The sequence below is a fragment of the Parasphingorhabdus litoris DSM 22379 genome (genome assembly GCF_020906275.1).
Lineage (GTDB): Bacteria > Pseudomonadota > Alphaproteobacteria > Sphingomonadales > Sphingomonadaceae > Parasphingorhabdus > Parasphingorhabdus litoris.
Window position 1 is genome coordinate 228,703 of record NZ_CP086727.1, and the last position, 26,981, is coordinate 255,683.

The following is a 26,981-nucleotide window of genomic DNA, read 5'->3' on the forward strand; positions in this document are numbered from 1 at the left end:
TCAAGAAATGCCCAGGCGCGCGACTGAAAACTGCATTGTTCACAATGCGTCCGCTCCCCGGTGGTAATCCACCCGATCTCGCCAGTTGCGGACTTGGCAATATTATCATTCCTGTTCGCATAGCAAAAGAGTGGAATGGCTTTGTGCCGCCTATTCGGTGCGTAATGCCTCTATCGGGGACAGGCGGGAGGCGCGGATGGCTGGATAGCCGCCAAATAGCAAGCCGATAAACGCGGAGAAGATAATTGCGCCGACGCCGACGCCGACACCAATGGGCACCGGGAAATCAGCATAAGCGGTCAGCGCCGCGCCGCCTGCTATAGCCAGGATCAATCCCATTGCGCCGCCGATGACGCAGAGCACTGCCGCCTCAACCAGAAACTGGTTACGGATATCGCTGCGTTTGGCACCAAGAGCCATCCGCAGGCCGATCTCGCGGGTGCGCTCGGTGACGCTGACCAACATGATATTCATGATTCCGATCCCACCAACAAGCAGCGAGATTGAAGCAATGGCGACAAGCACGATTTGGAAAATACTGGTGACTTGGGCTGATTCTTTCATAAATTCTTCGGTCGTGCGGATTGTGAACGGATTGATATCCTTGCCCCGCACGCGGTATCTTTCGCGCAGCAATTTCGTCATTTCGCGCTTGGCCTCGGGCAGCGATACGCCATCTTCAAAGCCGACAAACAGAACCTGCAGATCGTCTGGTCCGGCAAGTGTATCGCCGGAAAACCGCTGCCGCATGGTGCTAATTGGCATCAGAGCAATATCATCATTGTCATTGCCAAAACTGGAGCCTTTGGACTCGGTTACGCCGACCACCTTGAACGGTGCGCGGTTAATGCGCAGGGTCTCGCCGATGGGATCAAAATCGCCGAACAGTTTCCGCGCGACAGTGGGGCCAAGCACCACGACGCGGGCGGCGGAACGAACGTCGGCTTCGCTAATAAAGCGCCCTGATGCCGCGACAAGATTAGAAACCTTGCCATAACCTGGTGTGACGCCGATGGCGTTGGTCGATGCATTGCGGCCTGCGGCAATCAGTTGGATGTTGGACCGCAGTTGCGGAGCAATGTCGGTGATCCCGTTGATTTGCTTTTCTATGGCCCGCGCATCGCGCATCGTGAGCCGTCCACGATCAAAGGAACGCCGCCCGCCTTCACCTGTATCGGGTTGAGGAAAGATAAGAGCCATGTTCGATCCGAGTGCATTGATCGATTGCATTACCGACACCTGCGCACCCGAGCCGACGGCGACGGCCAGTGTCACGGCGAACACCCCGATCATGACGCCGAGTGTCGTCAGTATCGATCGCATCAAATTGGTCCGCAACGCCGTCATCGCAATCGCCACGTTGACGATCCAGCCCGAAGCCTGTTGTGCGATATTGCCGATCATGCTTTCGCCTTCCGGCGTTTCTGGACCTTGATATCCTCGATCACCTTGCCATCGCGAAACTCGATCCGGCGCTTCGCATGATCGGCAATGTCCGCTTCATGGGTGACGACGATGATCGTGATGCCCTGATCATTCAAGCTCTGAAAAATCTGCATGATGTCTTCAGATGTTTTGCTATCGAGCGCGCCAGTTGGTTCATCGGCCAGCAAAATGACGGGTTCGGTTACCAGCGCCCGCGCGATTGCGACCCTTTGCTGTTGCCCGCCTGACAATTTGGCGGGGCTATGATCGAGCCGGTCGCCAAGGTCCATTGCCTCAAGCTTCGCCTTTGCCTTGGCCCGGCGTTCTTCACTGCCCAGCCCCGCATAGATGAGCGGCACCGCGACATTGTCGAGAGCAGTGGTCCGGGCGAGCAGATTAAACTGCTGAAAGACAAAGCCGATTTTCTGATTGCGGAGCGCGGCGAGTTCATCGCCATCCCGATCACCAGTGGCAACGCCATCGATCCTGACAATGCCGGATGTGGGCACGTCCAGACATCCGATCATGTTCATGAAAGTGGATTTTCCCGAACCACTGGCACCCATGATGGCGACATATTCGCCGCGGTCGATGGACAGGGACACACCATCAACGGCCCGGACTGTTTCGCCGCCCAGCTCATATTTTTTGACCAGATCCTGCGTTTCAACAAGGGCCATTATCTAGGTGTTCCCGCGGGCAAACTCGTCCTCTTCTTCGTCATCGTCATTTTCGAGATTTCTGGAGCGGACGAGGACTTTCTCTTTTTCCTCGACACCCTTGATAATTTCGACAAAATCTTCTCCAGCAAGGCCTATGGTTACTGTGCGCCTGGTCGGCTCGTAAGGATCATCGCCAGCGATCCAGATTTGCGCGGTGCGGGCCTTTTTCTGCTTTTCCTCGTCAGAATTGCCAGATTGCTCTTGCTGATCCTTGTCCTCGTCTGGCCGGTCGCTCTTGCGCGGGCGAAAGCGGATGGCCGGTGCCGGAACACGCAATACATTCGTTTTGGTACCAGTTACAATTTCGACATTGGCGGTCATGCCGGTAAGCAATTTGCCTTCCTTATTGTCGACGTCGAGAATGACAAGATAACTCACCACATTCTGCTCTTCGGTTGCTGATTTGCGGATCTGTCCGACCTTGGCGACAAATGTGTCGTCGGGATAGCTATCGACGGTAAAGCGTACCAGCTGATCCACCCGGACCTGCCCGATATCGGCTTCATCGACTGAGGCTTCGACCTGCATGCGACTGGTGTCGGCGGCAATCTCAAACAGGTTAGGTGTTTGAAAGCTTGCAGCGACTGTGGTGCCCGGTTCGACCAGTTTGTTGATCACCACTCCGCTGGTCGGTGCCAATATGCGTGTGCGGTTAAGGTCAAGCTGAGCGGAGGATAGTTCCGCCTCGCTTTGGGCAATTTGTGCTCGTCCGCTTTGCGCTTGTGCCCGTGCCGTGCTTAGCGCGGCTCGGGCATTGGCGAGCGCATTGCGTGCCTGGTCAATGCCGGCCTTGGATACAAAGCCCTTGTCGGCCAATTGTTTTTGGCGTTCGAACTCGCGGCTCTGGACCTCAAAATCGGTTTGCGCGCGGATGATTGATGCTTCGGCTTGCGCCAGCGTGGCCTGCGCAGAGGCGACTTGCGCACGCGCCTGCGTGACGCGGGCCTGGATTCGCGTAGGATCGATTCTGGCCAGTACTTGACCGGCAGTGACTGGCGAATTGAAATCGACATAGACATCCGTCACTTGCCCGGAAATTTCTGATCCCACGTTGATCGTATTGAGCGCTCGCAATTTTCCGCTGGCTGAAACCACCCGGGCCACACTGCCCCGAGACACGGGTTCGGCAACATATTCATAGGATTGCGCAGCAGGGACGATGAGCTTGTAAAGCAGGGCGATTACGACAAGTGCGATGAAGCCCGAGATGACGGGGTGGAGACGGATCCACGCCAGAGACCGTGTAATAATCAACTTTCCCCTGTCTTATCTATATAGGGCAGTATGACAGGCGTCTGGCATATAGGCAATATGGGCACGCGATAATTATCCATCGCCTGAGCCAATAGCGAACATCCTAACCTGCCGTCACATCATGACCATAAAGCCATGCCATCTGGGCGTCGAACGCTTCCTGGCCTGGCATTTTGTCGGCCAGCCACATTGATCCATAAGTGCTGAGCTTGCCGCTCGCTGTGCGCTGATGAAAAATCTCCATATTGCGCCGCGCGGCTTTTTGCACGGTCGCCGTTCGGTCCCGCCGTGCATTGAAAAACTGATGCAGGGCAGTTTCATGATTATCGTGCTCGGTCAAATTGCGCGCCAGCACATAGCCATCTTCCATCGCTTGCACCGCTCCCTGCGCCATGAACGGCAGCATCGGATGGGCAGCATCACCGACTAAGACCGCTCTGCCATCGACCCATTGGTCCAGCGGATCGCGATCAAACAGGGCCCAGCGATAATGCTGATCCGCCTGTTCCAGCAAAGTCGTGATGGTTGGATGCCAATCTGCAAAATCCGCCATCGCTTGTTCGCGCGTCCCCTGTTCGGTCCAGCTTTCTTGATGCCAGTCATCTCGTTCCACCACGCCAACTAGATTCGCAAGCGCGCCGCCGCGGAGCAAATAGGTGACGGCATGCTTGCCGTCGCCGAGCCAGACACTCGCAACCGGCAAGGGCATGTTACGGTCAAGTTTGGCAACCGGCACCACGGCGCGCCAAGCCACATTGCCGGTAAAGCGCGGATTTTCTGGTCCCAGCATCTGCGTGCGTATGATTGATTTTATTCCATCTGCGCCGACTATGATATCGCCTTCGACGGTTGTGTTGTCGTCTAGTTTTGCCCAGGCTTTTTGATCATCTTGACCATAGCCGGTAACCGTGGTCCCCAACCGCACCGAGCCAGGGCAGCGTGCATCCAACATATCTGCCATGACCGACACAAGATCAGCGCGATGAACATGGAGATATGGTGCGCCCCATTTCTTTTCGAGGCGCTCGCCCATATCTTGAGTCATGATGACCCGGCCGGATTGTCCCATCCGAAATTGGGTCGCACGGGGTATAAAACTGGTTGATGCAATCGGTTTGTCAATTTCCAGCGCGCGCAGCACTTGCATTCCGTTAGGACTGATCTGAATACCCGCGCCGACTTCTTCTAGTTGGGAAGCCTGTTCCAATATCTCGACGTCCCAGCCGAAATGGTTGAAACATAGCGCTGCGTTTAGCCCCCCAATCCCGCCACCAACGATGACTGCTTTCATGATTTTGTCGCCGGTTGGAAGTTTAAGCGCTGAATGCTGAGTAATGGCATGAAATGGGGCGTATCAGAGATTGAGGTTATTGAAAATCCAATCTGGTGCTGAGAAGCGATTGCCAGCGGCGCGAGCTTGCAAAAAGAAGGCCGCAAAAAATGCGGCCTTTCTGACTATATATGCTGTTTCTGATGTCTAGAAATTGATTTCAACACCAGCGTAAAAGAATCGACCCGTATTGTTGAAAATCCCGTCACCTTGTCCGGTACCATCGAGGTCGAGCGGCGGCAGGCGATCAAAAACGTTGTCGATACCGCCGTAGAAACGGAAGCGATCATTTACATCCAGACCCATGCGAATATCATGGTAGAAAACGTCAGGGTAAAATACCTGCGGATAGGCATCCGGATCTCTAGGTGGTTCGCCATTAAATGAATTTTGATCTTCATAGTCGAGCGCGATTGTTTGCTTGCCGATATAGCGAAGTTCGTATGTGAAGTCGAAATCGCCAAAATCCAATCCCGCCCGGAATGTCGCTGCCCATTCAGGGTCACCCAATTCGCTTTTCAAACGATCGGCAAAGTCAGGTTGTGTTACGTCCGTAAACTGGTTGCGCTTGATGAGATAGCTCAACAAGAGCCGGGTGTTCAGCTGAACACCATCGAAGATGTCACCAGTATAGTTGAGATCCAAGTCGATACCTGACGTTTCCAGTCTCGCAAAGTTAAATGGGCCAGCCCGGAAAGAATCCCCTACAACTGGCAAAGCAATGGTCTCACCATTCAATATGCGATCAGATTGACCTGCAAATGTACCATCTGGTCGCCGCGAGATTGCCGCACAGAATGGATTGTCAATGCCGCCCGGATTGTCATAGCACTGATTGATAATCGTCTGTCCGGTGAGTGTGAAAATCACGTCTTTTACAGTGATATCATAATAATCTACTGCGATTGTCAGACCCGGGATGAAACTGGGTTGATATATCGCACCGATGGTCAGGCTTTCCCCTTTTTCTTCTGTAATGTCGGGATTACCCGCATTGATACCACGGACCCCTGAACCAGGAAGGTTGGTGAACGGCGTCACACCATCTGGATTGAAGGCCGGCACATTCGGATCAGCTTGACAATTCGCCGCACGATTTGGGTTGTTGGCAATATTGTCGGCGCTACACGGATCGTTCAACCCGTTTACAAAGGTCTGTGAACCTGTGGAAAATTGATCCGACAAAGAAGGTGCACGAACCGATTCTGCATAGCCAACACGCAGGCGAAGGTCTCTGATTGGCGCATAGGTACCAGATAAGTTATAGGCAAAGACGGTACCAACCGCACTGTTATAGTCCGAAACACGCCCCGCTGCTTGGAAAGACAGTTCTTCGGCGAGAGGTATATCAGCCAGAAGTGGAATGTTGATCTCTCCATATGCTTCCCAGACTTCAGCCGCCGGAGGGTCAAAATCGGCGATCGCATTTAGAAATGTTGCTCCGCTGGCGGTCACTTCATCAAATGCTGAGAAAGCCGTATCACGACGATACTCCCCGCCAATTACGATCCCGACCGGGCCGCCAGGCAGTTCGAATAGCTGCGAACTGTCACCAGCGACGAAAGCGGTGACACTATATTGTTCGGCTTTCTCATCACGGGATGATGTGTATCCGAAATAATTCAGCGCTGCTTGCGATATATTGCCTGAACCGAAAAGATTTGCAGGCGCACATGCAGGATCATCATTAGTTGGGTCCGCGTCAGCATTAATGCCGCAAACTATGTCTCCACTCGCGTTTCGAACGGCATTGATGGAATTGAAATATTCGTTGATCAGAACATTACCATTCGTTTCGTAGAATGTTTCCAACCTGCCATAGTTAAATGCCAGCTCATATTTCCAATCATCATTGAAGGTACCGTCAATTCCGGCGACGATGCGATAGGTTTCCCGGCGATGCTCTTCGCCTCGTCCACCAAAATCGGTATTGAACCGGAAGGCGCTGAAGGTTGTTGCTCCATCCGCCAAACTTGAGACTAACAGCGCCCTATTTTCATCATTCAGAAAGGGGTTGTCGATGCTGAAGGTGTTGTTGAAAAATGTTGGCTGACCTTCTTGAAGCGCATCAATGCGGACATATTTGGCCTCGATAAAGGGTCTGAAAGCCTCTGATATTTCGTAGCTGGCCAGAAAGTTCACCGCATAACGCTCAAGGCCGGCTTGCAACATCCCGGTGTTATTCAGCGTGGAGCCCAGGCCGCCAAAAGCGTTACCTGACCCAAACGGCCTGAAATCGGTAATGATCGGATTGGCGATCAGACTACCAGCTTCGTTAAAAACGAAAGTTCTCCCCAACTCTGCACCGCTGGTTCCGAAAAGGCCGGTACAATTGACGGCTCTTCGAGCTTGTATGGCAGCAAAATTTGGATCTGCAGCATCTACCGCACTAGGGCAGACCGAAGTGTACAAACCACCATCGGAAATATTGTTGTTCCGAACTCCGCGGATGAAATTGCGATCTGGTATACCGTTGCCAGTACTTGGTTCGCCTGTTCGGTCTTCTACCAGCTGAAACTGGTTGCGTCCCGAAGATGCACCTGTGATGTTGTCGCGCTGAATGTTGAACAAGGGATCGGAATCCGCATATTCGAGTGCCAGCGCAACATTTCCGCGACCATCAGCGAAATTTTGTCCTAGAGTTAGGCTGCCGAAAGATGCTGCGCGATCACCTTCGTCAGAAATTCCGCTTTGTGCCCGAAATCTGATACCTTCAAAATCACGTTTGAGCACAAAATTGACAACACCAGCAACTGCATCGGCACCGTAAATAGCCGAGTTACCGCCGGTTACAATGTCCACTCGTTCTACCAGATCGATGGGGATGGTATTCACATCCACCCGGAAATCACCAGGTGATGCCGTGACATGGCGACGGCCATTGACAAGAACCAATGTTCTCTCGGTGCCTAATCCACGCAAATCCAGTAAGCTTAGGCCCGCTGTACCAATGAAACGTGTGGAATTACCTTGACTGAAAGTCGAACGAAGGGCTGGAAGCTCATTGATCGCATCACCTAATGATACGCTGCCCGTGCTCACAAGGTCCTCCACTTCCACGCTGGTGATCGGGACTGGTGAAGATACATTCGGATTCTGAATGCGAGTGCCAGTGACAACGATGGTGGATTCTGCATCGTTGGCATCGTCCCCTTCGGCCGTTTCTTGATTATCGCTATCATTTGTTTGCGCTTTGGCTGTCGTGGTGGATACAGCCAGCGCCATAATGGCGACGGAAGCAAGGCATTTGCCCACAGCTGGAGCTTTAAAATTGGATCGCATTTTGGATTCCCCTGTTTGGTTACGGGGGCAACCAAATAATATAAGGGGCTGTTCAGCAATAGAATAACGCCGTATTTTCAATATTGTGAACTGTATGAAGTTTTACCGCAACGGTCGATTTACAGATATGTAAATCGAAATTTATAGTGATGTTAATGCATCTAAATTATTGATTTATAGGGAAATAAAGCGCTTTCCTCGCCACCGCGATTTTCACGATGTCGCTGATGGCTTAAGCGAACAGGTGCCTGGGGCTGAACGTGCTGTAGGGCCCATTAGCTCCAGTCCAGACCATCTTGCGGTATGGATACGGGTGCTGTGAAGCGTTCGTGACCAAAAGGTCGCAACGAAACATGATATGCGAAGCCGCCCACACCGATGGGTCAGGTGCCGTTGAAACTCAAAGTGCGTTAAAGCTGGCTTTATTTCCGGCCAAGGCCGATTTTGGTGGCCAAACCGCTGCGCACTTTCGAATAGTTTGAGCAAACCATCGGATAGTCAGGCGGCAGACCCCATTTGGCGCGATATTCTTCGGGCGTCATATTATAGCGCGTCATCAAATGCCGCTTGAGCATTTTGAATTTCTTTCCGTCTTCCAAACAAACAATATGGTCCGCTTTGATCGACTGATCGATCGGAACAGCCGGCTCTTGCTTGGTCTTGGCCCCTCCCGCTTCTCCGTTAAGATCCGACAAGGCGCCGTGCACACTGTTTATCAATGTCGGTAAATCCGAAACAGCAACATTGTTGTTGTTAACATGTGCCACCACGATTTGTGATGTAAGAGCAATTAATGTTTCGTCCATTCGATTATCAATTTCTGCCATTTTGGTCCCCGATCCCGATATTTCCCCAAATACCTTAAATTCTAGTCGATATATAAATTACATCCATTTTGGATATAATTTATTGATGTGCTGCACGGGGCGATAAATCAAGTGTTCTTTGTCACTTGTTTTCAATTGTTTACTACAGTCAATGGGGTGCATATCGCTACTATGGGCAATGGAACGCCCAGCATACCAATATTCTTGCCTCTAATCTTGGGTAAAGGACGCTGTTGTTTTTGCGGCAACTTCGTCAGCCGTTACGCCAGGCGCCAACTCGATCAGCTTGAAAGGGCTGCTGTGATCAGTCCGGTGAAATACAGCCAAATCGGTGATAATCATATCGACCACATTGGTACCGGTCAGCGGCAAGGTGCAGGTGGGTATGAACTTGGGGCTGCCATCTTTCGCGCAGTGATCCATTACAACGATGATTTTCTTCACGCCGGCTACCAGGTCCATGGCGCCGCCCATCCCCTTGATCATTTTGCCCGGGATCATCCAATTGGCAATATCACCATTTTCGGCCACTTCCATCGCGCCCAATACAGTCAGATCAATATGCCCGCCGCGGATCATCGCAAAGCTGTCGGCGCTGCCAAAATAGCTTGAGGAAGGCAGTTCGCTAATGGTTTGCTTGCCTGCATTGATGAGGTCTGCATCAATCTCGTCCTCATAGGGAAAAGGTCCGATGCCCAGCATGCCGTTTTCCGACTGCAACGTAACTTCAACGCCAGCCGGAATATGGTTGGCCACTAGGGTTGGAATGCCAATGCCCAGATTGACATAATAACCATCTTGCAGCTCTTGCGCCGCCCGTGCGGCCATTTGGTTGCGATCCCAGCTCATGATGCATTCTCCCGTTCGCGGGTCATGCGAAACTCGATTTTCTTGTCATAAGGTGAGCCGTCGATCAGGCGTTTGACATAGATGCTCGGTAGATGGATGGCATCCGGATCCAGTTCGCCAATTTCAACGATTTCCTCGACTTCTGCCACGCAAATCTTGCCAGCGGTCGCCATTGGCGCATTGAAGTTGCGGGCGGTTTTGCGGAAGATCAGATTGCCGGCCCTGTCCGCTTTCCATCCCTTTATCAGGCAGAGGTCGGCATATATGCCGCGCTCGAGTATATAATCCTCACCATCGAAATTTTTTACTTCCTTGCCCTCAGCCACCTGTGTGCCAACGCCGGTTTTGGTGTAGAAACCGGGTATTCCGGCGCCGCCAGCTCGGCAACGTTCCGCCAGGGTCCCTTGCGGGCAGAATTCCACTTCCAATTCGCCCGATAAAAATTGCCGCTCAAATTCCTTGTTTTCCCCAACGTAGGAAGAGATCATTTTTTTGACCTGTCTGGAGCGCAACAGCTTTCCAAGCCCCTCATTGTCGATCCCGGCATTGTTGGATGCAATGGTCAGGTCTTTAACCCCATCGGCTTGAAGCGCATCGATCAGGCGTTCCGGAATGCCGCACAACCCAAAGCCACCGACACATAAATGCATGCCGTCAAATAGCAGCCCGTCCAGCGCCGATGCGGCATCAGAGTAAATCTTCTTCATATTGAGCCTTTTCGCTAGTCTTTCGGGCTATTAGCCGAAGATTCGGCTGATCGTCCAGATTAGAATATATTTGCTTCGGCATATCGGTTATGGGCGGCTTCGTGACCCGAATATTCGCATGTCTCTCGTTGTTTTTTGTCCTTGTACCGGTGACCTATATTCATGGGCTGCCTCCGCCGAAAAATGACAGTCAATATATCCGGTTAGAGGCGATCAGCTTCAACGCTGAAGATCCCAAGCGTTCCAAAACCGGGCGGCTCGGATTTCTGGCCGGCTGGAAAATGACCAGTGACAATGATGGGTTTGGCGGCATTTCGTCCATGCTCGCTCTGCCGGAGAGTCGGTTTGTCATGTTAAGTGACTCCGGTGTGCTGATCGGGTTTACACTTGATGAGCAAAAGGGATTAGCGAAACGATCATATATCAAGCCATTGCCTGACGGTCCGCCTGTTGCAAATGAATTTGCGAAACAGAATTGGGACGCGGAATCACTGGTTCATGATCCAGATACAGGTCGATATTGGGTGGGATATGAGCGCTATCATAGCATTTGGCGCTATGGCCCATCCTTTGCGCGCAAAGAGGCAGAGCATAAGGTCAAGGCCATGCAGAAATGGCCTTTGAACAGCGGGGCCGAAGCCATGCTGCGATTGCCGAGCAACGGGGAAAAGGCAGATCGCTTTCTGGTTTTCTCCGAGTCTGCGGACTATGCAAAGGGTGGTTATCAGGCATTGATATTTGAAGGCGATCCTGCCGAGGCGGGCAATATCCCTCAGCGGTTTGGATATCGTCCGCCACGTGGATATAAAATCACCGATGCAGCCTTATTGCCCGACGGGCGCGCGTTACTACTGCATCGACGCTTTACACCATTGGAAGGAGTCTCGGCGATTATATCTATAGGTGATCTATCGCAGATAGCGGCGGGCAAGATCTGGACATCGCAGCGGATCGCGACGCTTAAACCGCCCATAACAGTGGACAATATGGAAGCTCTGGCGGTCACGGTTGAGGGCGATGATACGATCATCTGGATAGCCTCAGATGACAATTTCAATCCGATTCAGCAAAGCATATTGATGAAATTCCGCTTGCTGCCCGGCAAGGAAAAGCGAAAGCAACGCAAAGCGGAAGAGCCACAGCCTGAAGAAGCACCCGATTCTCCAAAAACAAAAGCCGAGGCGAGCCCCGGCTTTTCGACAATCCCCAAATAGTTGGATTAAACGCGGATCTTAAGCAGCAGTCTGCTTTTTCGCGATCTCTTTTTTGAGGCGGCGTACACGCAGGCTCAATTTATCGTCGGATGTCTTGAGCAGCCAGTTATCCAGACCGCCAACATGTTCAACCGAACGCAGGCCATGCATCGAAACGCGCAGCTTGATGCCTTTGCCAAGAGCGTCGGACAACAAGGTTACATTTTGCAGGTTCGGCAAAAAGGTTTTCTTGGTACGGTTTTTGGCGTGCGATACGTTATTGCCTACCAGCCGAGTCTTACCTGTCAGTTCGCAAATCCGCGACATCTTACTTGTCCAATTTCTTGTTAATGAGTGATTCCCGTGGGAAAGACAGCGCACCTAGCTACAAAAGGACGGTCCGTCAAGCACTGTAGGCAGATTTCCGGTCCCTATTTCGATGATATTCATTGGTCTCGGGGCCAGGGCGTCTGGTCATTGCCACTGCTTCGCGCTAATCGCTGCGATCATGGCTCATGACCGCTTTCATTCCTATATGCCGCAAGCACTGGCACAGGCTCGCAAAGCTGCAGAGGTCGGAGAAGTCCCCGTCGGTGCGGTGATCGTTCGCGGCGGAGAGATTATCGGGCGTGGCTATAATCTGACGCGCACCGACAAGGATCCCAGCGCCCATGCCGAAATCGTTGCAATACGTCAGGCTTGCCGTGCGTTGGGTGCGGACCGGTTAGAGGATTGCGACCTGTGGGTAACGCTGGAGCCCTGTACTATGTGCGCTGGAGCGATCGCTCATGCGCGAATCAAAAGACTTTATTATGGCGCAGCTGATCCAAAAGGCGGAGCAGTGGACAGCGGCGTCCATTTCTTCGTCGCTGCCACCTGTCATCATGTGCCTGAAATATATGCTGGATTCGATGAAACCGAATCCGCTGCCTTGCTCCGTGAGTTCTTTGGTGAGCGTCGTGACTAATGCACAAAGCGCGCGACAACGTCGCGGTAGCTGCGGCTCACTTTGACCTGTGCGCCTGACCCGAGAATCAGGAAACACTCGCCATTGGTATGCGGTTTAACCTCTCGCACCTGACCCAGATTGACGATCGTAGAGCGGTGCACCCGTTGAAAATTGCGTGGATCCAGGCGTTTCTCGAGATCTTTCATGGTCTCACGCAGAATCAGCGAATTATCGGCGGTATAGATGCACATATAGTCGCCCGCGGCGTCGATTCGCTCGATCGTATCGACATCAACCCGGAAAATCTGGCCGCGGTCTTTCACGTTGATCAGCTTCTCGTAGCGGCTGGCCGCGGCAGGTTCCTCGGCATTTTCGAGATCCGCCATTGCCGCTGGCGCGACTTCGCTGAGTACATTTTTCAGCTTTTCAATTTCTTCCGCACCGCGTTTTTCGGTGAGGCGGTTGCGCACCCGTTCCAGTGCATCAGCCAGCCGGTCGGGTTCAACCGGTTTGACGAGATAGTCGACGGCTTCCGCTTCAAAGGCGCGGACAGCGTGATCGGCAAAGGCAGTCACGAAGATGAACAAGGGCGGTTCAATCTCCATAATGCCCTGAACGACGGAAAAGCCGTCAAAACCAGGCATTTGGATATCGAGAAAGACGAGATCCGGCTTTAAGGTCTTGATTTTGCGGATCGCCTCGCGGCCATTGCTGCAAGTGTCGATGATTTCGATATCTTCGAATTTTTCCAGGCGAATCTGCAGGCCTTGAATAGCCAGTTTTTCGTCGTCGACTAATATCGTTTTTATCGTCATGGATTCATATCCTTTTGGTGCGATGAAGCCATAGCGGGAGCGGTGACGAGACCCCCATGGCTTTTATCGGATGCATGCTCCCCAAAAATAGCTTCGTTCCTGATCTGGTCGGTTGTTGCGCTGTCCTGCGCGGCTTCTTTTTGAATCTGTTCTCTGGTCTCAAATGGCAATGTTATGATCACAGAAAAACCGCCTCCTGCTGATGACTGAATCTCGAACTTGTGCGCTTCTCCATAAGCTTGGTTTAATCGCTCCTGAATATTTCCCAAACCGACACCGGTAGAATCATTTGTTTTTGTTATCGGACCACTTTTCCCGGGGCCGGTATCCGACACGATGATCTTGACCATATCCTTTTCGAGTGAAGCAGAAACCGCAATCTCCGCGCCTTCTTCCAGCGGGGTTACGGCATATTTGATGGCATTTTCGACCAGTGGTTGGAGCAATAAAGAGGGCAATAAGGCTTCACGAACGGCTGGATCGATATCAAAGCTAGGCCGCAATCTCTCTTCAAAGCGCATTTTTTCGATATCAAGATAGAGGTGCAGTGTCTCGACTTCCTGGGCCAGGGTAACCCGGCTATGCACTTCGTTGACCAATGTATGGCGCAGGAACGATGATAACCTTGAGAGCATCGCATTGGCCGGCTCAGTCTGTTTCAACAGCACCAATGTCGAAATGCTGTTTAGCGTATTGAACAGGAAATGGGGATTGAGCTGATAGCGCAGCATCGCCAGTTGGGCCCGTGTTGCCTGTGTTTCCAGGCGCAGAAGCTGGTCATTTTGTTCCTCAACCCGCAGGAAAAAGTTGATTGCGTAATATAAAGCCGACCATGCGCCCAGCAGCATGATCCCCAGGAACAGTGCGCCGAGATATAGCGTACCAAAAGCCGTTTCCGTATTGGGGTTCTGAATCTGAAAAACCCACGCATCAATAAACGCATAGAGAGAGGCGGCAATGGCCAGAGAAACGGCCGTGACGCCCCAGGTCACTATCGGTTTGCGGTTGAGCAGGTTGCGGTAGAGGACCGATAGTAGCAGTGAAATCGAATAGCCTGTGATCGTGCCGATAATCGCCGGAATCAAAAAGCTGAGTGGCAAGCCATTGGAAATGCCGGACAATCCGCGCAGCGCCAATACTCCGGCCCAACCAGCGGATTGCAGGTTCCAGAAGGCGCGGTTTTTATTGCCAAAAAAAGGCTGAGGACGGATTTCGATAACGGCCATATATCCTATCTATAGCGCGGCATTGCCGTTTGGGAAAGAATCGCATAAACTCATGAGAGAAAAAGCATTTTCAAGATGCGTACAAGAGGAGAGAGCCATGGGCGGCCCCAATGAAATCAGAGCAAAATTTCCTTCGATGGAAGAAGGGACCAAAGAAGACTGGGATATTATTGGCAGCCATTACATGCCTTTTGCCAGCAAAGTGGCTGACCGTGTCCTCGACCATTTGCGCCTGCTAGACGGCGACTATGGCGGATTTCCGGTCGATCGGCTGGAACATAGCCTGCAAACCGCAACCCGTGCCCATCGCGATGGCCGGCCAGATGATTATGTGGTGATGGCATTGCTCCATGATATTGGGGACACCTTGGGCACTTTCAATCACCCGGATGTCGCGGCGGCGATATTGAAGCCCTTTGTGAGCGAAAAACTGCACTGGATTACCGAGAAACACGGCATTTTTCAGGGCTATTATTTTTTCCACCATCTCGGACAGGATCGCGACATGCGCGAACAATTCCGCGGCCATGAACATTTTGAAGACTGCGCGGAATTTTGTGAAAAATATGATCAAGCAGCTTTTGACGCCAGTTATGAAAGCGCGCCGTTGGAATTTTTCGAGCCGATTGTCCGCAAGGTTATGGCCCGGCCGATTAACAGCATTTATGTGAATGAATAGGTTTTGGCCGCCAATTCTTCCTGATGAAATCAATTGAGATTTGATTGATTGGCGCTTTCATCGTCGTGGCGGCTTTTTTTTGAAAGCAGACATTTGAAGTTGTTTTGTCTAGCGGTAGCTTTTTGCGCAGCTCCACGTGGGCTCCCAGCTGGCCGCATATGACTCAACACACGTGAACAGGTAGGATACATGGTCGCGCCAAGTCTAGAAGGCTTGCTCTGGCGCCTCGTGTTATTCTGAGACCGCCCGGCAACAGCGCGGGGGGTTTAGTCTTTTGGGCGGCGGGCCGGGGCGGTCCTGATAACACCCGGGCGGCTCCCGCACTGGTCTCCGCCAAGCCCGAAGCCACAGGGGTAGGAAAGCCATTCATCGCCCTTGCGCAACTCCAATGTCGCGGCACGCCCTGCGTCATATTCAAAGGGCACAACAGTCGCGCCAGTATCGTGGCGCACAATCCCGTAGTGACCATCGCGCTGCGCCACCATCAGCCGGATATCCGACCTCGTCTCACGATCATACTGTTTTCGATGGCGTGAAATTTCGTCGATGGTGAATTCGGTGACAATGCTTTGATCGGTGTTGATGAGGCCCCATTTGCCGTCTCGCTTGGCCCATAGGCGTCCATCGAAAACCAGTTGCAGGACTTCGTACTCAAACGGGATGACGACTGTACCGCTTTCATCTACGAGACCGAAGCGTTGGCCGTTCTGCGTACCGTCCGCGCCGGGAATGGCGGCGGGCAGATAGCCTTCGCGGAACTGGAAGGCCTGCGAGAACTTGGGCTCGATCAGAACATTTCCATCCTTCTTGAGGATGCCGAACCGGCCTGAAGGATCGCTGACTGTAAGATATCCCTTTTCGTCCGATGGTGCATAATGCGCGGACCAACCGGGCGGCGTGAGCGCCCGTCCATCATAGTCGAAATACATCTGCGCATCATCGCGTCGACCATAGAGCAGGCCATGCTTAGAATGTGGCCAGAGTCGGTTGAACTCAGCCGGAATCAGATATTCCCAATTCTCGTCGATCAACCCCTCTTTGCCGTCTATTCCGACAATCAGGCGATTATCCCTCACTTTCATCACCCGGCTGAAGGCGCCTTCAATTGCGGGGATCATATCACGGGTCATTAGGCGGTATTCCCCTTCGTCGTGCACGATCACCAGGTCGCGTCCATCAACAAAGTCTATGCTTTCATGCTTGCCGCCCAGAAAGCTACGACTGTTGACGTCATAGACTTGCTCGTTCCCGTCGAGATGATAGATGAGGGCTCGGTCCTCTCCCTGATCGCTGATGGTCCGATATTCGGCAGGCAGGATTACCTCGCCGTCCAAGGCGTAAAGGCCCCACTGGCTGTCGTTTTTGGTCCTGACTATGAAACCGCGCGCTGTGGCTGTGATCAGCTCGAATTCGGGGGCTATTAGGATCTTTCCAGCGTCCGAAACAACGCCGTAGCGAAACGGTTCGTTGGCGCGGCTGAATCTGTAGAAGCCGGGCGCACCGTCGATGCTGTCGAGCCGGCTGAACTGGCCTGCATGCTTTTTCCAGCTGCGCTCGATCTTGAGACTGCCCAGATCAAACCTCTTCATCGCATCCAGAACACTATGTGCAGCGGGCAGGGTAGAGGGGCTTGCCTCGAAGAGGACCGGAATCCCGTTGATCTTGCGGAGGTGCCGGGCCCGGACCTTCGTCGGATCATCGGCGGCCACGATGATCTGCGTATCGCGCTTGTCGAGAACTGTAATCGCGCCGATGTCTTCGTCTGGCGCTGAAAGCCGCTTGATATCAGGTCGGGTCGCGGCCGATATCTGGACGGGTCTTTCCACCCCGTCGATCAGAAGGGGGCATCGGAAAGGCGCAAAAGAACCGATCCAAAAGGGATCGGTGATGCTGCTTGAATGGTCTGTAACAACAGCCTCAGGGGCGACCAAGTCGCCCAGTCTTGCCTCACAGGCCGCAGAAGATGCTGCGCTCACTTCCAGATTTTTGTCTGCATCGGCTTGGGCGGCGCTTCCCACAGCGGTGATCGTGAGGGCTGCTCCCAATGCCAGCCTTTTGATTGTTGTCGTCGAAAGAGGTTGCACAATTGTCAATCCTGATTTGTGGGACCGCTCGCCCTTTGGCGCGGACTTTTCTGTACGGAGCGCACATTTGCACTTATCGAGTGTGTGAATCAATGGCAGTGACCCACTCAACGCATTGAACGTATATGGATCGCCTCGGGCACAATGGAGTAGTGGAGCGCGAGATTGAATGCACTGATGATTGGCACGCTATAGATGAAGAAGGCACTATCGCGCGGGACAACCACATGTTCGCCTCGGTTGATCTGTCCGGATAGATAATTTTTGATCGCTATTGGCGGCTCGGCTGACATAGCGGCCTTTTCGCCAAAGCGGACATCTTCAGGCTTGTGCCATGATGCCAGCCGCCAGCTTGTTGGTTATATCGGAACGGAAAGGCCGGTTTTCGTTTTGCTCATCACAACATTAGTATGAAAGCGCCGCACATTCTGGTTCTTGAAAAAAAGCCGGTGTGTGAGCTCTTCAAATGCTTTCATATCCGGCGCTAGGCAGATGAGAATGAAGTCCGCATCGCCGGTCACATAATAGCATTGTTGAACATGCGGTTCTTTTTCGATCTTGCGCCGGAACGCATCGAGTTGATCCAGGCTTTCCCGCTCCAACTCGACCATGACGATGAAGGTCATTTTCTGGCCCATGGCTTCCGGGTCCAATATCGCGACTTCTCTGTCGATGACTCCGTCCGACCTTAGGCGCTTCAAGCGTCTTTGCACGGATGCCGAAGACAATCCAGTGCTGTCGACCAGGGCGTGGATCGATGTGGCAGCATCATTCTGTAAATGATCAAGGATGATGCGATCTGATTCGTCTATTTTATGTTTCATGATCAATTTATATCGCATATTCTCTCAGATAGAATCAAATCATTCAAAATAATTCGATTAGTGAGATTACGGCATCATTCAAAATCTTTAGAAATTGTCGGCGGGCCGATAAGTGCTCGAGCGAAAAAAGGATTAAAAATGATAGACCATCTGGAAGTTCAAACGCGTGATGTTGATTTGCTATGCGACTTCTACAAAACGGTATTGGAACCTGTCGGATATGCATTGAAGATTGATGATGCAGTCAAGGGATTTGGCAATGACGAGCGAATGGATTTTTTCATCGTTCAAGGCGAACCATCTTCCGAGGTGCATTATGCGTTTCAATCAAGTGATCGCAAAACAGTGGACCGGGTCTATTCTCTGGCCGGCCAAAAAGGGTTCACTCTTGACCGCGAACCCAGTTTGGCGCCTCACATACACCCAAATTACTATGCAGCTTATCTAAGAGATCCCGATGGCCGACTGGTAGAATTTGTCAGCCACAATGAGGATTAGCAGCCGTGATGAAAATCTTCCTTAATGATCTGGGCCAACCTGTCGGGGAATGTCTGGGCGACTGGCAAGGCGCGATCTTGCCGGATCGCCGCCGTCTGACGGGCAAATTTTGTAGTGTTGAACCGCTTTGCGTCGATACGCATAGCGAAAGCCTTTTTGCAGCGCTGTCGGAAGACACAAGTGGCCGGACATGGACATATATGCGCTATGGACCCTTCAGCAGCTTTGGCGCATTTGTGCAGTGGATGGAGGGTTACTGCTTTTCGGCAGACCCGTTCTTCTATGCATTTGTCGAAAAAAACACGGGGCGGGCTTTGGGCATGGCCACATATTGCAGCATATCTCCGTCACATGGTTCCATCGAAGTTGGGCACGTGAACTTCGCGCCATCCATGCAGCGCACGGCAATGGCAACCGAAGCAATGTATCTTATGGCGCGTCATGCGTTCAGAGCCCTTCACTATCGGCGATATGAATGGAGGTTAGATAATTTGAATGCAGCATCGCACGAAGCTGCCAAGAGACTTGGCTTTCTCTATGAGGGGGTTTTCCGCAATGCTTCAAATTACAAGGGGAGGAACCGCGATACCGCCTGGTATTCGATTACCCATAGTGAATGGGATGATCTGGAAACGGCTTTTGAACTTTGGCTTGATCATCTCGATCCAGTTTCTGGCAAACAACAGAAATCTCTTGGAGAGTTTATAAAAACTGCGGCGCAATAGGACGAAGGAACCGAATTGGGATCGTCTGTTTGTTTCTTGAACGGCTACACGACATTGTGCCGAAAACCGCGAAACCCTGCGCTCAAGCCGCAGAAGGTTCGCCAATTTCCTTCAGATGACGCACCACCATGTCACCGCGATCTGATGCGCCCTTGCTGTCGTCTCTGGCGTGGCTTTCCAGTTCTGCTTCATCAATCCAGCAGAGATCTTCCAGGCCGAGAATGCGGTCATCATGGGCGCGGATGGTGATTTGGCTGATCGGCTGACGATCTTTGGCGTCGGCCAGCACCGGATTGGATCGCACACCGGTTTCCCATTTTTCGCCCCATTGACGAATGGCGACGATGACGGCCAGCAGGTCCGCACCTTTGTCGGTCAGGCGATATTCGACTTTACGTTTGTCATGATCGCACGGGCGGCGCGACATGATGCCCGCTTCGACCAGCCGGGTCAGGCGGTTGGCCAATATATTCCGGGCAATACCAATCTCGCTAAGAAAATCCTCAAAATGGCGCACGCCGTTAAATGATGCGCGCAAGATCATGAAGCACCAGCGCTCGCCAATTACCTCCAAAGAGATGGGCAAAGAGCAGCCTGTTCCGAGTTCCGAGAGATTTTCCGTTAGTTTATGCATGTACCTTACCTAGACCAGTTTCTGCTAAGTCCCAAAAAAAATATAAGTTTTTAGTTGCAACTTAAAACCTTTTTATATAGGTACTGATTCGCAACCTAAATTGCAAGCCGATTTTTCTCCCCAGGATACCGGCGCACAACAAGGGTTCAGATGACTTGAAAGGAATAGAAAATGCTTATCTCCCAAAGCCCATTGCGCCACATAGCCATGCTGTTTGTCGCGATTTTAACATCTACGCTCATTTTTACGGCAAGCGCCGCCAATGCGCGTACCAAGCCAGTGGCCTACACGGCCGAGCTGCAACAGCCCGTGGAAGCCTCCCGCCACATTATTAAGGGCACGGTCATGCACTGTGCCGGCACCGAATGCAAAGGCGCTAAAAGTGGCTCATCATTCAAGACCGTTTGTGCAAAATTGTCCCGCAAAGTCGGCCCATTAGCGTCCTTTACCTACAAAGGCGAAGCTGTGGATGCCGAGGCGCTGGCCAAGTGCAATGGCGACAAAAGCGGCGGCAAGCAACGGATAGCAAACCGCAAATAATCACGTCTTCACGACCGGCCACTCAATCCCGTTATGGCCACGCAAATGGCCCGGCCGGTCACACTCAAGCGTTGAAGCATTGCCTTTCGCCCTCGAAGGCATTGTCTTCAACGCTATTTTTTTGTTGCTCCTGCGGTGAAAGCCAGACAGTTTGCAACTGTGTTACGGCAATATGAACTTGTAGAGCGGGTGCGCAGCTATGACCCGGAGGCGGATGAGGATCTGATCAACCGAGCCTATGTGTTCTCCGTGCAGAAACATGGCAGCCAGAAACGCGCCAGCGGCGATCCCTATTTCAGCCATCCGATTGAGGTGGCCGGATTGATGACCGACCTCAAGCTTGACCAGCAGACAATCGTCACCGCCCTGCTCCACGATACGGTCGAGGATACGCTGACCACCACCGATGAGATTGAAAAACTGTTCGGTGCCGACATCGCGCGGCTGGTTGATGGTGTGACCAAATTATCCAAGATTGAGGCGCAGACCGACAATGAACGCGCGGCGGAAAATTTGCGCAAATTCCTGCTCGCCATGTCGGATGATATCCGGGTGCTGCTCGTTAAGCTGGCCGACCGGCTGCACAATATGCGCACGCTGCATTTCATCAAGAGCGAGGAAAAGCGCCGGCGTATTGCCCATGAAACGATGGATATCTATGCGCCGCTGGCCGAGCGGATCGGCATGTATGAATATATGCGCGAGATGCAGCTGCTGGCCTTTAGTCATCTGGAACCGGAAGCCTATGAAACCATCACAGGCCGGCTCAATGCGATCAAGGAAGGCGATGACGGGCAGGTCCACAAAATTGCCCGATCGCTGGAAAAGGCGCTCGCTGCTGGCGGGTTGGCGGCCCAGGTCAACGGGCGGGAAAAACATCCCTATTCGATATGGCGCAAGATGCAGGAGCGCCATGTCAGTTTTGAGCAGCTGACCGACATCATGGCTTTCCGGGTGATTACCGACAATAGTGCGGAATGCTATCGGGCGCTGGGTATCTTGCACCAGAAATGGAAAACGGTGCCGGGCCGGTTCAAGGACTATATCTCGACGCCGAAGCGCAATGGCTATCAATCGCTGCACACGACGATCATGCACGGCAATAACATGCGTGTGGAAATCCAGATCCGTTCGGAGCGCATGCACCGCGATAATGAATATGGGCTAGCGGCGCACTGGGCTTATAAGCAAGGCGGCGGGCCGGATGGGCAGGCGGGCTGGATCCGTGATCTCATCGAGATTCTCGACCATGCCGAGGATGCCGAAGAGCTGCTCGAAAATACCAAGCTCGCCATGTATCAGGACCGGATATTTTCGTTCACGCCCAAGGGCGCGTTGCTGCAAATGCCGCGCGGTTCAACGACGGTGGATTTTGCCTATGCGGTGCACACCGATCTCGGCAATCAGGCGGTCGGGGCCAAGGTCAATGGCCGGCATGTGCCGCTGCGGACACAGCTGACCAATGGTGATGTCGTTGAAATCCTGAAATCCGATGGGCAGGAGCCTCAGCCGGGCTGGCTGTCCTTTGTCATCACCGGCAAGGCGCGCGCGGCGATCCGCCGGTTTGTGCGGCATAAGGAACGCGACGAGATTGTTGAGATCGGCACCAAGCTTTACGACGAGATTGTCGAGCGCTTGCCCGGCAAGATCGGCAAGAAAGCGATGAAAGCGGCGCTCAAGCGGCTTGATATGGTGGATGAGGATGAACTGATGATCGCCATCGGCACGCGCGAGCTGAGCGATCGTGAGGTCATGGAAGCGCTGATGCCGGGCAGTGTTAACGACAATGATGATGACCGCGAATGGCCGGAGCAGGATCGGGCGATTTCGATCAAGGGGCTAACGCCCGGTGTTGCCTTTGACCTGGCCGAATGCTGCCACCCGGTGCCCGGCGACCGTATTGTCGGCCTGCGCCGCAGCGGCGAGAATGTCGAGGTGCATGCGATTGATTGCCTGAAACTGGCTGATGGGGTTGATGCCGATTGGGTCGATCTCAGCTGGGGTATGGAAACCGATGGCGCGGCGGCGCGGCTGATGGTTGTGCTGCACAACAAGCCAGGGACGCTTGCCGAGATGGCCGGGATTTTCGGCTTTCACAATGCCAACATCCTGCGCCTCAGGATGACCAACCGCGATGCACCGTTCCACACGTTCGAGGTCGATCTGGAGGTGCATAATGTCCACCACCTGATGCGGATATTATCGGCGCTCCGGGCATCGGAAGCGATTGCGCAGGCCGAACGGCTTTAGGCAGCCGTCCATGCGGCGACACCCGCGGGCTTGATCAGCGCTTCGCCCAATATCAGCTCACCGCCCTGCAAGTGATCGGTGATGTCGCAATCGCCGCTTCCATAGTTAAAAGCGAAATGGACATGGCCAAGCTGCCGGACCCGTAGATCGCGCGGCAGATCCAATGTCGCGATATCCGCCTCCTTGGCCATGGCCGCGAAGACCCGCTTGATGAGCGGCGCAGGCGGCCAGCTGGCGAGATAGCGGACAGGACCACTGGAGAAGATAATCCCGCGGCCATCATTGACCATTTCATCGGCTGACAGTTCGGTTTCCACCGTCTCGATCCAGCGCGTGACATCATAGTCCGACCCTTTTTCGGCCATGCCGGGCCGCAGGCTTTCCACCCGCGAAACTTTTATAGGGATCAACTGCTGCAACGTACCGGGCGCCAGATCAGCTGGAATCGCAAAATCGGCGGTTTTGCTGCCGGTTCGCGGCCCAAACAGCACCGGGACGTTCCGCTTTGCAATCCGCTCCACCAGCGACGGGCTCAAAATCGGCAGGCTCGGCACCACGATCATCTTGTAACCATCCAGCGCCGCATCCGGCGAGACCATATCAACATTCAAACCAAGCTGCCGCAGCGCGCTGTACATTTCAAACACCAGCTCAAGATATCGGAAACTTTGCCCTTGCGGCTGGGCCTCGAACAGCCACGCCGCTTCATAGGAAAAGAGCAAAGCAACGGATTTCGCCGTCTCACCAATCTGTCCTAGCTGCTGAATATCAGCCGCCGCCAACGCCGCCTCATCACCGCCCGGCGCGACTTCGCTATCGGGACGCAGCAAGCCCGCGTGCATCTGTTCCTGCGCAAATGGCGCTTGCCGCCAGCGAAAATAGGACACCAGCTCCGCGCCATGGGCCATCGCCTCCAGCGTCCACAGCCGGACCATGCCATCCAGCGGCGCCGGATTATAGCGCGCCCAGTTTACCGGACCGGGCTGTTGTTCCATCACGCTCCAACGGCCACCGGCGCAACACCCGCGATAGAGGTCGTGGTGAAAGGCAGCGATATCGGGGTGGCCTTGGCGGGTATAACGGAGCTTTTCTTCATCGCTGAACCAGAATTGTTCGAGAAAGCCGAGCGGATAGCTGTCCCAACTGGCGACATCGAGATCCCGGGCGACATCATGATGATCAAATTCGGTGAAGAAACCCATATAATTATGGATCATATCCCGCCCCGGACTATGGGCGCGCAAAATGTCCACCTGCAACTTGTTGAAAGTCACAACCTCGCCCGAGGCAAAGCGGCGATAGTCGAGCACATGGGCCGGATTGGGCTCGGTGACCGTCAGATTGGGCGGATCGACCTCATCAAAGCTGCGATATTCCATGCTCCAGAAGACATTGCCCCATGCGCTATTCAGCGCATCGACATGGTCATATTTGTCGGCCAGCCACCGGCGAAAGCCCATTTTCGCGGCCTCGGAATAGCTCACAATCGTATCGTGACAGCCATATTCATTATCGGTCTGCCAGGCGACAATGGCGGGGTTCTCGCCATAGCGCTGCGCCATCGCCTCGACGATTCGCGCGCATTGTTCGCGATAGCGTTGATGGGAAAAGCAATAATGGCGGCGCGATCCGAATTTGCGCGGGCGGCCCTGCTCATCCACGGCGACCATATCCGGCATACTGTCGACCAGCCATTTGGGCGGTGTTGCGGTGGGCGTGCCGAGGATGATTTCCATTCCCGCATCGCCCAGCGTCTGGATCGCCCGGTCCAGCCAATCCCATTCATATTGTCCGGGATTGGGCTCGATGCGGCTCCAGGCAAATTCACCAATGCGCACTTGCGACAGGCCCATTTCCACCATGCGCTTCGCATCATCGGCCCAGATGCCTTGTGGCCAATGTTCCGGATAATAGCAGCATCCCAATTTCATCATTTTGCACCATCCTTTTGTGCTTCGATAGCGATCAGCCACGCCGTTTCCGGGTGCGTGAGTGGCAGCGCCAATCCGCGCTCGGCCAATGCCCGTCCGCTCAAGGTCAGACCGCTGTCCCATAGGTCGGGATCCGCAAGATAAGCAGACGCTTTTTGCGGCCACGGCTTGGGCAAGGTGACCCGGTACAGCCTGTCGGGATCAAGGTCGGGCAAGCGTATCGGCGAGACGTTGAAATTCTCCGCAAAACCGGTTTGCGCGGCGACGGCCAGAGCGCGTCCGCCGTGCACCACCATCTGACCATAGATGCTGGTTTCTGCATGATGCAATTGCCGGAAAACCCCTTGATGCAGCACGTCGCGCCAGTGCTTGTAGAGCGCGATATGCGCCCGCAAGATCGCCTTTTCTTCCTCACTCATCGCCGCCGGATTGGTCTCGACGCCCATATGGCCGAACAGGGCAACCTTGGCGCGAAAATCCATATTCGTGCGCCGTCCGGTGATCGGATTGGGCGAGGGCCCGACATGATTGCCAAGGATCTCGAGCGGCAGGAACCGCGCCCAGCTCTCCATGATCCGCAATCGTTCGATCGGGTCATTATTGTCGCTCGGCCAGATGCGATGACAATATTGCAGCATCGCAAAGCTTACGCGCCCGCCGCCGCTGGAACAGCTTTCAATCTCTACTGCCGGATAGTTTTGACGCAATTTCCCCAGCAGCTTTTGAATAGCATATTGCTGCAAGCCGTTATCGGGGAACAGCCGCCGGTTATGATCCCATTTCAGATAGGCGATATCATGATCGTCGAGCAACGCGGCCAGCGCGTCATGGATATAGGAAAAGGCATCCTCGCGGCTCAGATCAAGGACCAGTTGATTGCGCTCCGTCGGACGATCCGCACGATCATCATGCAGACACCAGTCGGGATGGGCGCGGTACAGGTCGCTATCAGGCGAGACCATTTCCGGTTCGACCCAAAGGCCGAAATCCATATCGAGCCTGTGCACATGATCGATCAGCGGCGTCAGGCCATTTGGAAAAATCGCTTCATCCACTTGCCAGTCGCCCAGACCGGCATGGTCACCGCGCCGTCCTTTGAACCAGCCGTCATCCAGCACGAAACGCTCAATCCCGAGATCGGCCGCCGCGCTAGCCAGCGTCTTCAGCTTGGCTTCGTCGAGATCGAACGCCAGCGCTTCCCAGCTGTTGAGATGCACCTTGCGCGATCCCCAATCCGATCTTTGCGGTAGGATATGCGTCCGGACATGATAGTGAAACAGCCGGGTGAGATGATCTCGATTGTCGCCAAGGATCAGGGTCACTTGACCAAGGTTGGTGGTATCGCCGGCGTTCAGAGCAATTCCGCCTGGTTGCCGCAGGGCCTCGATGGACAGGCAGGCGCGGCCATCCTGATCCTGCACCACATGGGCCAGATGATCGCCACAGGAGGATGCATGAATGCCGAGACATTCTCCGCCATCTTTTTGGCCATCATCGCCATGAAAGATCAGCCAATTGCCCGCATCAAAGCCGGGCTTGCCATTGGCAGAGCGCATCTCGATGGCTTGAGGACCGATGCGGGTGGTCTTCGCCTGCATCTCCCGCGCCCAGCGCCCGTGATAGGCGGTCATATGGGTAAATTGGCGGGGCAGCGGCAAAGAGAGCGATGCCGCGGATTCTAAAGTGATGGTGCCATGATCATCGTCGGTTAGGAGTTCCGTGGTCACTTCTACGGCGCGGGCACCGACAATTTCCCAGCTCATATCAACCTGCAAGCCGGTTTGTTTTTCAACCCATGTGGCCTTCATATTCGGGCCGCCTGCTTGGACGTTCGCAAGTTGAAAATCGCAATCAATGCTCTGGCCACCAGACCGGATATCAAAGGCCGGCCGGCCGCGATAACCGCCATGGGCTTGTGGCAAAAGCCCCCCGATACGCGGCGCATCGGGTTCATTCTCATGATTGCCAAAACGTCCTGCGTGCACCAGCGCCGTTAGGTCTTCACCTTCGGGCAGTCGGGGCCCCAGATAAGCCAGATCTATTTCATCGCGCCCGGCGGCGACAAACACCAATGTAATGGCATCGCCATCCAGCCGCCAGCTTGTTCCCCTCTCAACCATCGGCGGATTAGGCGATGAATTCTGGCGCAAAGTCAAACGGTTTCCGACGCAATTCGGCTTGGCTTTTGAGTAGACTGGTCCTAACTAAAGCCACCCCGGGGAAAACAGAACAAAGGG

The 26,981-nt window shown here is 53.6% G+C and carries 24 protein-coding genes and 1 riboswitch; of the genes, 7 read left to right on the forward strand and 17 right to left on the reverse strand.

What is annotated here, in order from left to right:
* Positions 1-2: 2 nt before the first annotated feature.
* Positions 3-99: riboswitch (ZMP/ZTP riboswitch) on the reverse strand.
* Positions 100-150: 51 nt separating this feature from the next.
* From BS29_RS01180 to BS29_RS01215, 8 genes are all read right to left on the reverse strand, one after another.
* Entirely contained in the window at positions 151-1,404 is a 1,254-nt protein-coding gene (locus tag BS29_RS01180; RefSeq protein ID WP_229955211.1) for an ABC transporter permease, read from the reverse strand.
* A complete protein-coding gene (locus BS29_RS01185; RefSeq protein ID WP_229955212.1) occupies positions 1,401-2,105 on the reverse strand; it encodes an ABC transporter ATP-binding protein in 705 nt (234 codons plus the stop codon). The genes BS29_RS01180 and BS29_RS01185 overlap by 4 nt, the downstream gene beginning before the upstream one ends.
* A 3-nt stretch (positions 2,106-2,108) precedes the next feature.
* Positions 2,109-3,401, reverse strand: a complete 1,293-nt coding sequence (locus BS29_RS01190) for an efflux RND transporter periplasmic adaptor subunit (protein WP_229955214.1) — start codon at positions 3,399-3,401, stop codon at positions 2,109-2,111.
* A 103-nt stretch (positions 3,402-3,504) separates the two neighbouring features.
* Positions 3,505-4,692 carry an FAD-dependent monooxygenase gene (locus tag BS29_RS01195; protein ID WP_229955216.1) on the reverse strand — a complete coding sequence of 396 codons (1,188 nt, stop codon included), beginning with the start codon at positions 4,690-4,692 and terminating at the stop codon, positions 3,505-3,507.
* 186 nt (positions 4,693-4,878) lie between these two features.
* A complete protein-coding gene (locus BS29_RS01200) occupies positions 4,879-8,013 on the reverse strand; it encodes a TonB-dependent receptor domain-containing protein (RefSeq protein WP_229955217.1) in 3,135 nt (1,044 codons plus the stop codon).
* A gap of 422 nt (positions 8,014-8,435) precedes the next feature.
* On the reverse strand, positions 8,436-8,840 hold the full coding sequence (locus BS29_RS01205; protein WP_229955219.1) for a MucR family transcriptional regulator: 405 nt from the start codon (positions 8,838-8,840) through the stop codon (positions 8,436-8,438).
* Positions 8,841-9,050: 210 nt separating this feature from the next.
* Positions 9,051-9,689, reverse strand: a complete 639-nt coding sequence (locus BS29_RS01210; RefSeq protein ID WP_229955220.1) for a CoA transferase subunit B — start codon at positions 9,687-9,689, stop codon at positions 9,051-9,053.
* Positions 9,686-10,396 carry a CoA transferase subunit A gene (locus BS29_RS01215; protein WP_229955222.1) on the reverse strand — a complete coding sequence of 237 codons (711 nt, stop codon included), beginning with the start codon at positions 10,394-10,396 and terminating at the stop codon, positions 9,686-9,688. The genes BS29_RS01210 and BS29_RS01215 overlap by 4 nt, the downstream gene beginning before the upstream one ends.
* Before the next feature lie 149 nt (positions 10,397-10,545).
* Between BS29_RS01215 and BS29_RS01220 the strand changes: the two genes are divergently transcribed.
* The gene (locus BS29_RS01220) at positions 10,546-11,610 is read left to right on the forward strand and encodes an esterase-like activity of phytase family protein (RefSeq protein ID WP_229955225.1); all 1,065 of its coding nucleotides are present in this window, start codon (positions 10,546-10,548) and stop codon (positions 11,608-11,610) included.
* An 18-nt stretch (positions 11,611-11,628) separates the two neighbouring features.
* On the opposite strand, the gene rpmB is transcribed toward BS29_RS01220, so the two are convergent.
* Positions 11,629-11,916 (reverse strand): 50S ribosomal protein L28, encoded by a 288-nt coding sequence (gene rpmB, locus BS29_RS01225; RefSeq protein WP_229955227.1) that lies wholly within the window; start codon positions 11,914-11,916, stop codon positions 11,629-11,631.
* Between the two features lie 181 nt (positions 11,917-12,097).
* Here rpmB and BS29_RS01230 point away from each other — a divergent pair, with 181 nt between their 5' ends.
* On the forward strand, positions 12,098-12,556 hold the full coding sequence (locus BS29_RS01230) for a nucleoside deaminase (RefSeq protein WP_407673734.1): 459 nt from the start codon (positions 12,098-12,100) through the stop codon (positions 12,554-12,556).
* Here BS29_RS01230 and BS29_RS01235 read toward each other — a convergent pair.
* On the reverse strand, positions 12,553-13,353 hold the full coding sequence (locus BS29_RS01235; RefSeq protein ID WP_229955229.1) for a LytR/AlgR family response regulator transcription factor: 801 nt from the start codon (positions 13,351-13,353) through the stop codon (positions 12,553-12,555). The genes BS29_RS01230 and BS29_RS01235 overlap by 4 nt on opposite strands.
* Positions 13,350-14,579, reverse strand: a complete 1,230-nt coding sequence (locus BS29_RS01240) for a sensor histidine kinase (RefSeq protein WP_229955231.1) — start codon at positions 14,577-14,579, stop codon at positions 13,350-13,352. Before BS29_RS01240 ends, BS29_RS01235 begins: the two co-directional genes overlap by 4 nt.
* A 97-nt stretch (positions 14,580-14,676) precedes the next feature.
* On the opposite strand from BS29_RS01240, the gene BS29_RS01245 reads away from it, so the two are divergent.
* Positions 14,677-15,258, forward strand: a complete 582-nt coding sequence (locus BS29_RS01245) for an HD domain-containing protein (protein WP_229955233.1) — start codon at positions 14,677-14,679, stop codon at positions 15,256-15,258.
* A gap of 266 nt (positions 15,259-15,524) precedes the next feature.
* Here the strand turns inward: BS29_RS01245 and BS29_RS01250 are convergent, their stop codons facing one another.
* The 3 genes from BS29_RS01250 to BS29_RS01260 all read right to left on the reverse strand — a co-directional run bounded on the left by BS29_RS01250 (position 15,525) and on the right by BS29_RS01260 (position 18,166).
* On the reverse strand, positions 15,525-17,342 hold the full coding sequence (locus tag BS29_RS01250; RefSeq protein ID WP_229955235.1) for a WG repeat-containing protein: 1,818 nt from the start codon (positions 17,340-17,342) through the stop codon (positions 15,525-15,527).
* A 107-nt stretch (positions 17,343-17,449) separates the two neighbouring features.
* Positions 17,450-17,635, reverse strand: coding sequence for a hypothetical protein (locus BS29_RS01255; RefSeq protein WP_229955244.1), 186 nt, complete (start codon positions 17,633-17,635; stop codon positions 17,450-17,452).
* A 66-nt stretch (positions 17,636-17,701) separates the two neighbouring features.
* A complete protein-coding gene (locus BS29_RS01260; protein ID WP_229955246.1) occupies positions 17,702-18,166 on the reverse strand; it encodes an Lrp/AsnC family transcriptional regulator in 465 nt (154 codons plus the stop codon).
* A 138-nt stretch (positions 18,167-18,304) separates the two neighbouring features.
* Between BS29_RS01260 and BS29_RS01265 the strand changes: the two genes are divergently transcribed.
* Both BS29_RS01265 and BS29_RS01270 read left to right on the forward strand, forming a co-directional pair.
* The gene (locus BS29_RS01265) at positions 18,305-18,664 is read left to right on the forward strand and encodes a VOC family protein (protein WP_229955248.1); all 360 of its coding nucleotides are present in this window, start codon (positions 18,305-18,307) and stop codon (positions 18,662-18,664) included.
* An 8-nt stretch (positions 18,665-18,672) separates the two neighbouring features.
* Positions 18,673-19,389 carry a GNAT family N-acetyltransferase gene (locus BS29_RS01270; protein WP_229956911.1) on the forward strand — a complete coding sequence of 239 codons (717 nt, stop codon included), beginning with the start codon at positions 18,673-18,675 and terminating at the stop codon, positions 19,387-19,389.
* An 82-nt stretch (positions 19,390-19,471) separates the two neighbouring features.
* Here BS29_RS01270 and BS29_RS01275 read toward each other — a convergent pair whose 3' ends face one another.
* On the reverse strand, positions 19,472-20,023 hold the full coding sequence (locus tag BS29_RS01275; protein ID WP_229955250.1) for a winged helix-turn-helix transcriptional regulator: 552 nt from the start codon (positions 20,021-20,023) through the stop codon (positions 19,472-19,474).
* Positions 20,024-20,194: 171 nt separating this feature from the next.
* Here BS29_RS01275 and BS29_RS01280 point away from each other — a divergent pair, with 171 nt between their 5' ends.
* Together BS29_RS01280 and BS29_RS01285 are read left to right on the forward strand one after the other, a co-directional pair.
* Positions 20,195-20,563: a CC_3452 family protein gene (locus BS29_RS01280; RefSeq protein ID WP_229955252.1), complete on the forward strand. Its 369-nt coding sequence runs from the start codon at positions 20,195-20,197 to the stop codon at positions 20,561-20,563.
* Positions 20,564-20,722: 159 nt separating this feature from the next.
* Positions 20,723-22,813 (forward strand): RelA/SpoT family protein, encoded by a 2,091-nt coding sequence (locus BS29_RS01285; protein WP_229955255.1) that lies wholly within the window; start codon positions 20,723-20,725, stop codon positions 22,811-22,813.
* Here BS29_RS01285 and BS29_RS01290 read toward each other — a convergent pair.
* The gene (locus BS29_RS01290) at positions 22,810-24,747 is read right to left on the reverse strand and encodes a beta-galactosidase (RefSeq protein WP_229955257.1); all 1,938 of its coding nucleotides are present in this window, start codon (positions 24,745-24,747) and stop codon (positions 22,810-22,812) included. The two genes, BS29_RS01285 and BS29_RS01290, sit on opposite strands and share 4 nt — an antisense overlap.
* A complete protein-coding gene (locus tag BS29_RS01295) occupies positions 24,744-26,864 on the reverse strand; it encodes an alpha-galactosidase (protein WP_229955259.1) in 2,121 nt (706 codons plus the stop codon). Before BS29_RS01295 ends, BS29_RS01290 begins: the two co-directional genes overlap by 4 nt.
* Positions 26,865-26,981: the final 117 nt, after the last annotated feature.

What these genes read in the sequence shown, in the direction of transcription:
- BS29_RS01180 (WP_229955211.1), bottom strand. Translation starts at nt 1,404, where the DNA reads ATGATCGGCAATATCGCACAACAGGCTTCGGGCTGGATCGTCAACGTG.
- BS29_RS01185 (WP_229955212.1), bottom strand. Translation starts at nt 2,105, where the DNA reads ATGGCCCTTGTTGAAACGCAGGATCTGGTCAAAAAATATGAGCTGGGC.
- BS29_RS01195 (WP_229955216.1), bottom strand. Translation starts at nt 4,692, where the DNA reads ATGAAAGCAGTCATCGTTGGTGGCGGGATTGGGGGGCTAAACGCAGCG.
- BS29_RS01200 (WP_229955217.1), bottom strand. Translation starts at nt 8,013, where the DNA reads ATGCGATCCAATTTTAAAGCTCCAGCTGTGGGCAAATGCCTTGCTTCC.
- BS29_RS01205 (WP_229955219.1), bottom strand. Translation starts at nt 8,840, where the DNA reads ATGGCAGAAATTGATAATCGAATGGACGAAACATTAATTGCTCTTACA.
- BS29_RS01210 (WP_229955220.1), bottom strand. Translation starts at nt 9,689, where the DNA reads ATGAGCTGGGATCGCAACCAAATGGCCGCACGGGCGGCGCAAGAGCTG.
- BS29_RS01215 (WP_229955222.1), bottom strand. Translation starts at nt 10,396, where the DNA reads ATGAAGAAGATTTACTCTGATGCCGCATCGGCGCTGGACGGGCTGCTA.
- rpmB (WP_229955227.1), bottom strand. Translation starts at nt 11,916, where the DNA reads ATGTCGCGGATTTGCGAACTGACAGGTAAGACTCGGCTGGTAGGCAAT.
- BS29_RS01230 (WP_407673734.1), top strand. Translation starts at nt 12,098, where the DNA reads ATGGCTCATGACCGCTTTCATTCCTATATGCCGCAAGCACTGGCACAG.
- BS29_RS01235 (WP_229955229.1), bottom strand. Translation starts at nt 13,353, where the DNA reads ATGACGATAAAAACGATATTAGTCGACGACGAAAAACTGGCTATTCAA.
- BS29_RS01240 (WP_229955231.1), bottom strand. Translation starts at nt 14,579, where the DNA reads ATGGCCGTTATCGAAATCCGTCCTCAGCCTTTTTTTGGCAATAAAAAC.
- BS29_RS01245 (WP_229955233.1), top strand. Translation starts at nt 14,677, where the DNA reads ATGGGCGGCCCCAATGAAATCAGAGCAAAATTTCCTTCGATGGAAGAA.
- BS29_RS01255 (WP_229955244.1), bottom strand. Translation starts at nt 17,635, where the DNA reads ATGTCAGCCGAGCCGCCAATAGCGATCAAAAATTATCTATCCGGACAG.
- BS29_RS01260 (WP_229955246.1), bottom strand. Translation starts at nt 18,166, where the DNA reads ATGAAACATAAAATAGACGAATCAGATCGCATCATCCTTGATCATTTA.
- BS29_RS01265 (WP_229955248.1), top strand. Translation starts at nt 18,305, where the DNA reads ATGATAGACCATCTGGAAGTTCAAACGCGTGATGTTGATTTGCTATGC.
- BS29_RS01270 (WP_229956911.1), top strand. Translation starts at nt 18,673, where the DNA reads ATGAAAATCTTCCTTAATGATCTGGGCCAACCTGTCGGGGAATGTCTG.
- BS29_RS01275 (WP_229955250.1), bottom strand. Translation starts at nt 20,023, where the DNA reads ATGCATAAACTAACGGAAAATCTCTCGGAACTCGGAACAGGCTGCTCT.
- BS29_RS01280 (WP_229955252.1), top strand. Translation starts at nt 20,195, where the DNA reads ATGCTTATCTCCCAAAGCCCATTGCGCCACATAGCCATGCTGTTTGTC.
- BS29_RS01290 (WP_229955257.1), bottom strand. Translation starts at nt 24,747, where the DNA reads ATGATGAAATTGGGATGCTGCTATTATCCGGAACATTGGCCACAAGGC.
- BS29_RS01295 (WP_229955259.1), bottom strand. Translation starts at nt 26,864, where the DNA reads ATGGTTGAGAGGGGAACAAGCTGGCGGCTGGATGGCGATGCCATTACA.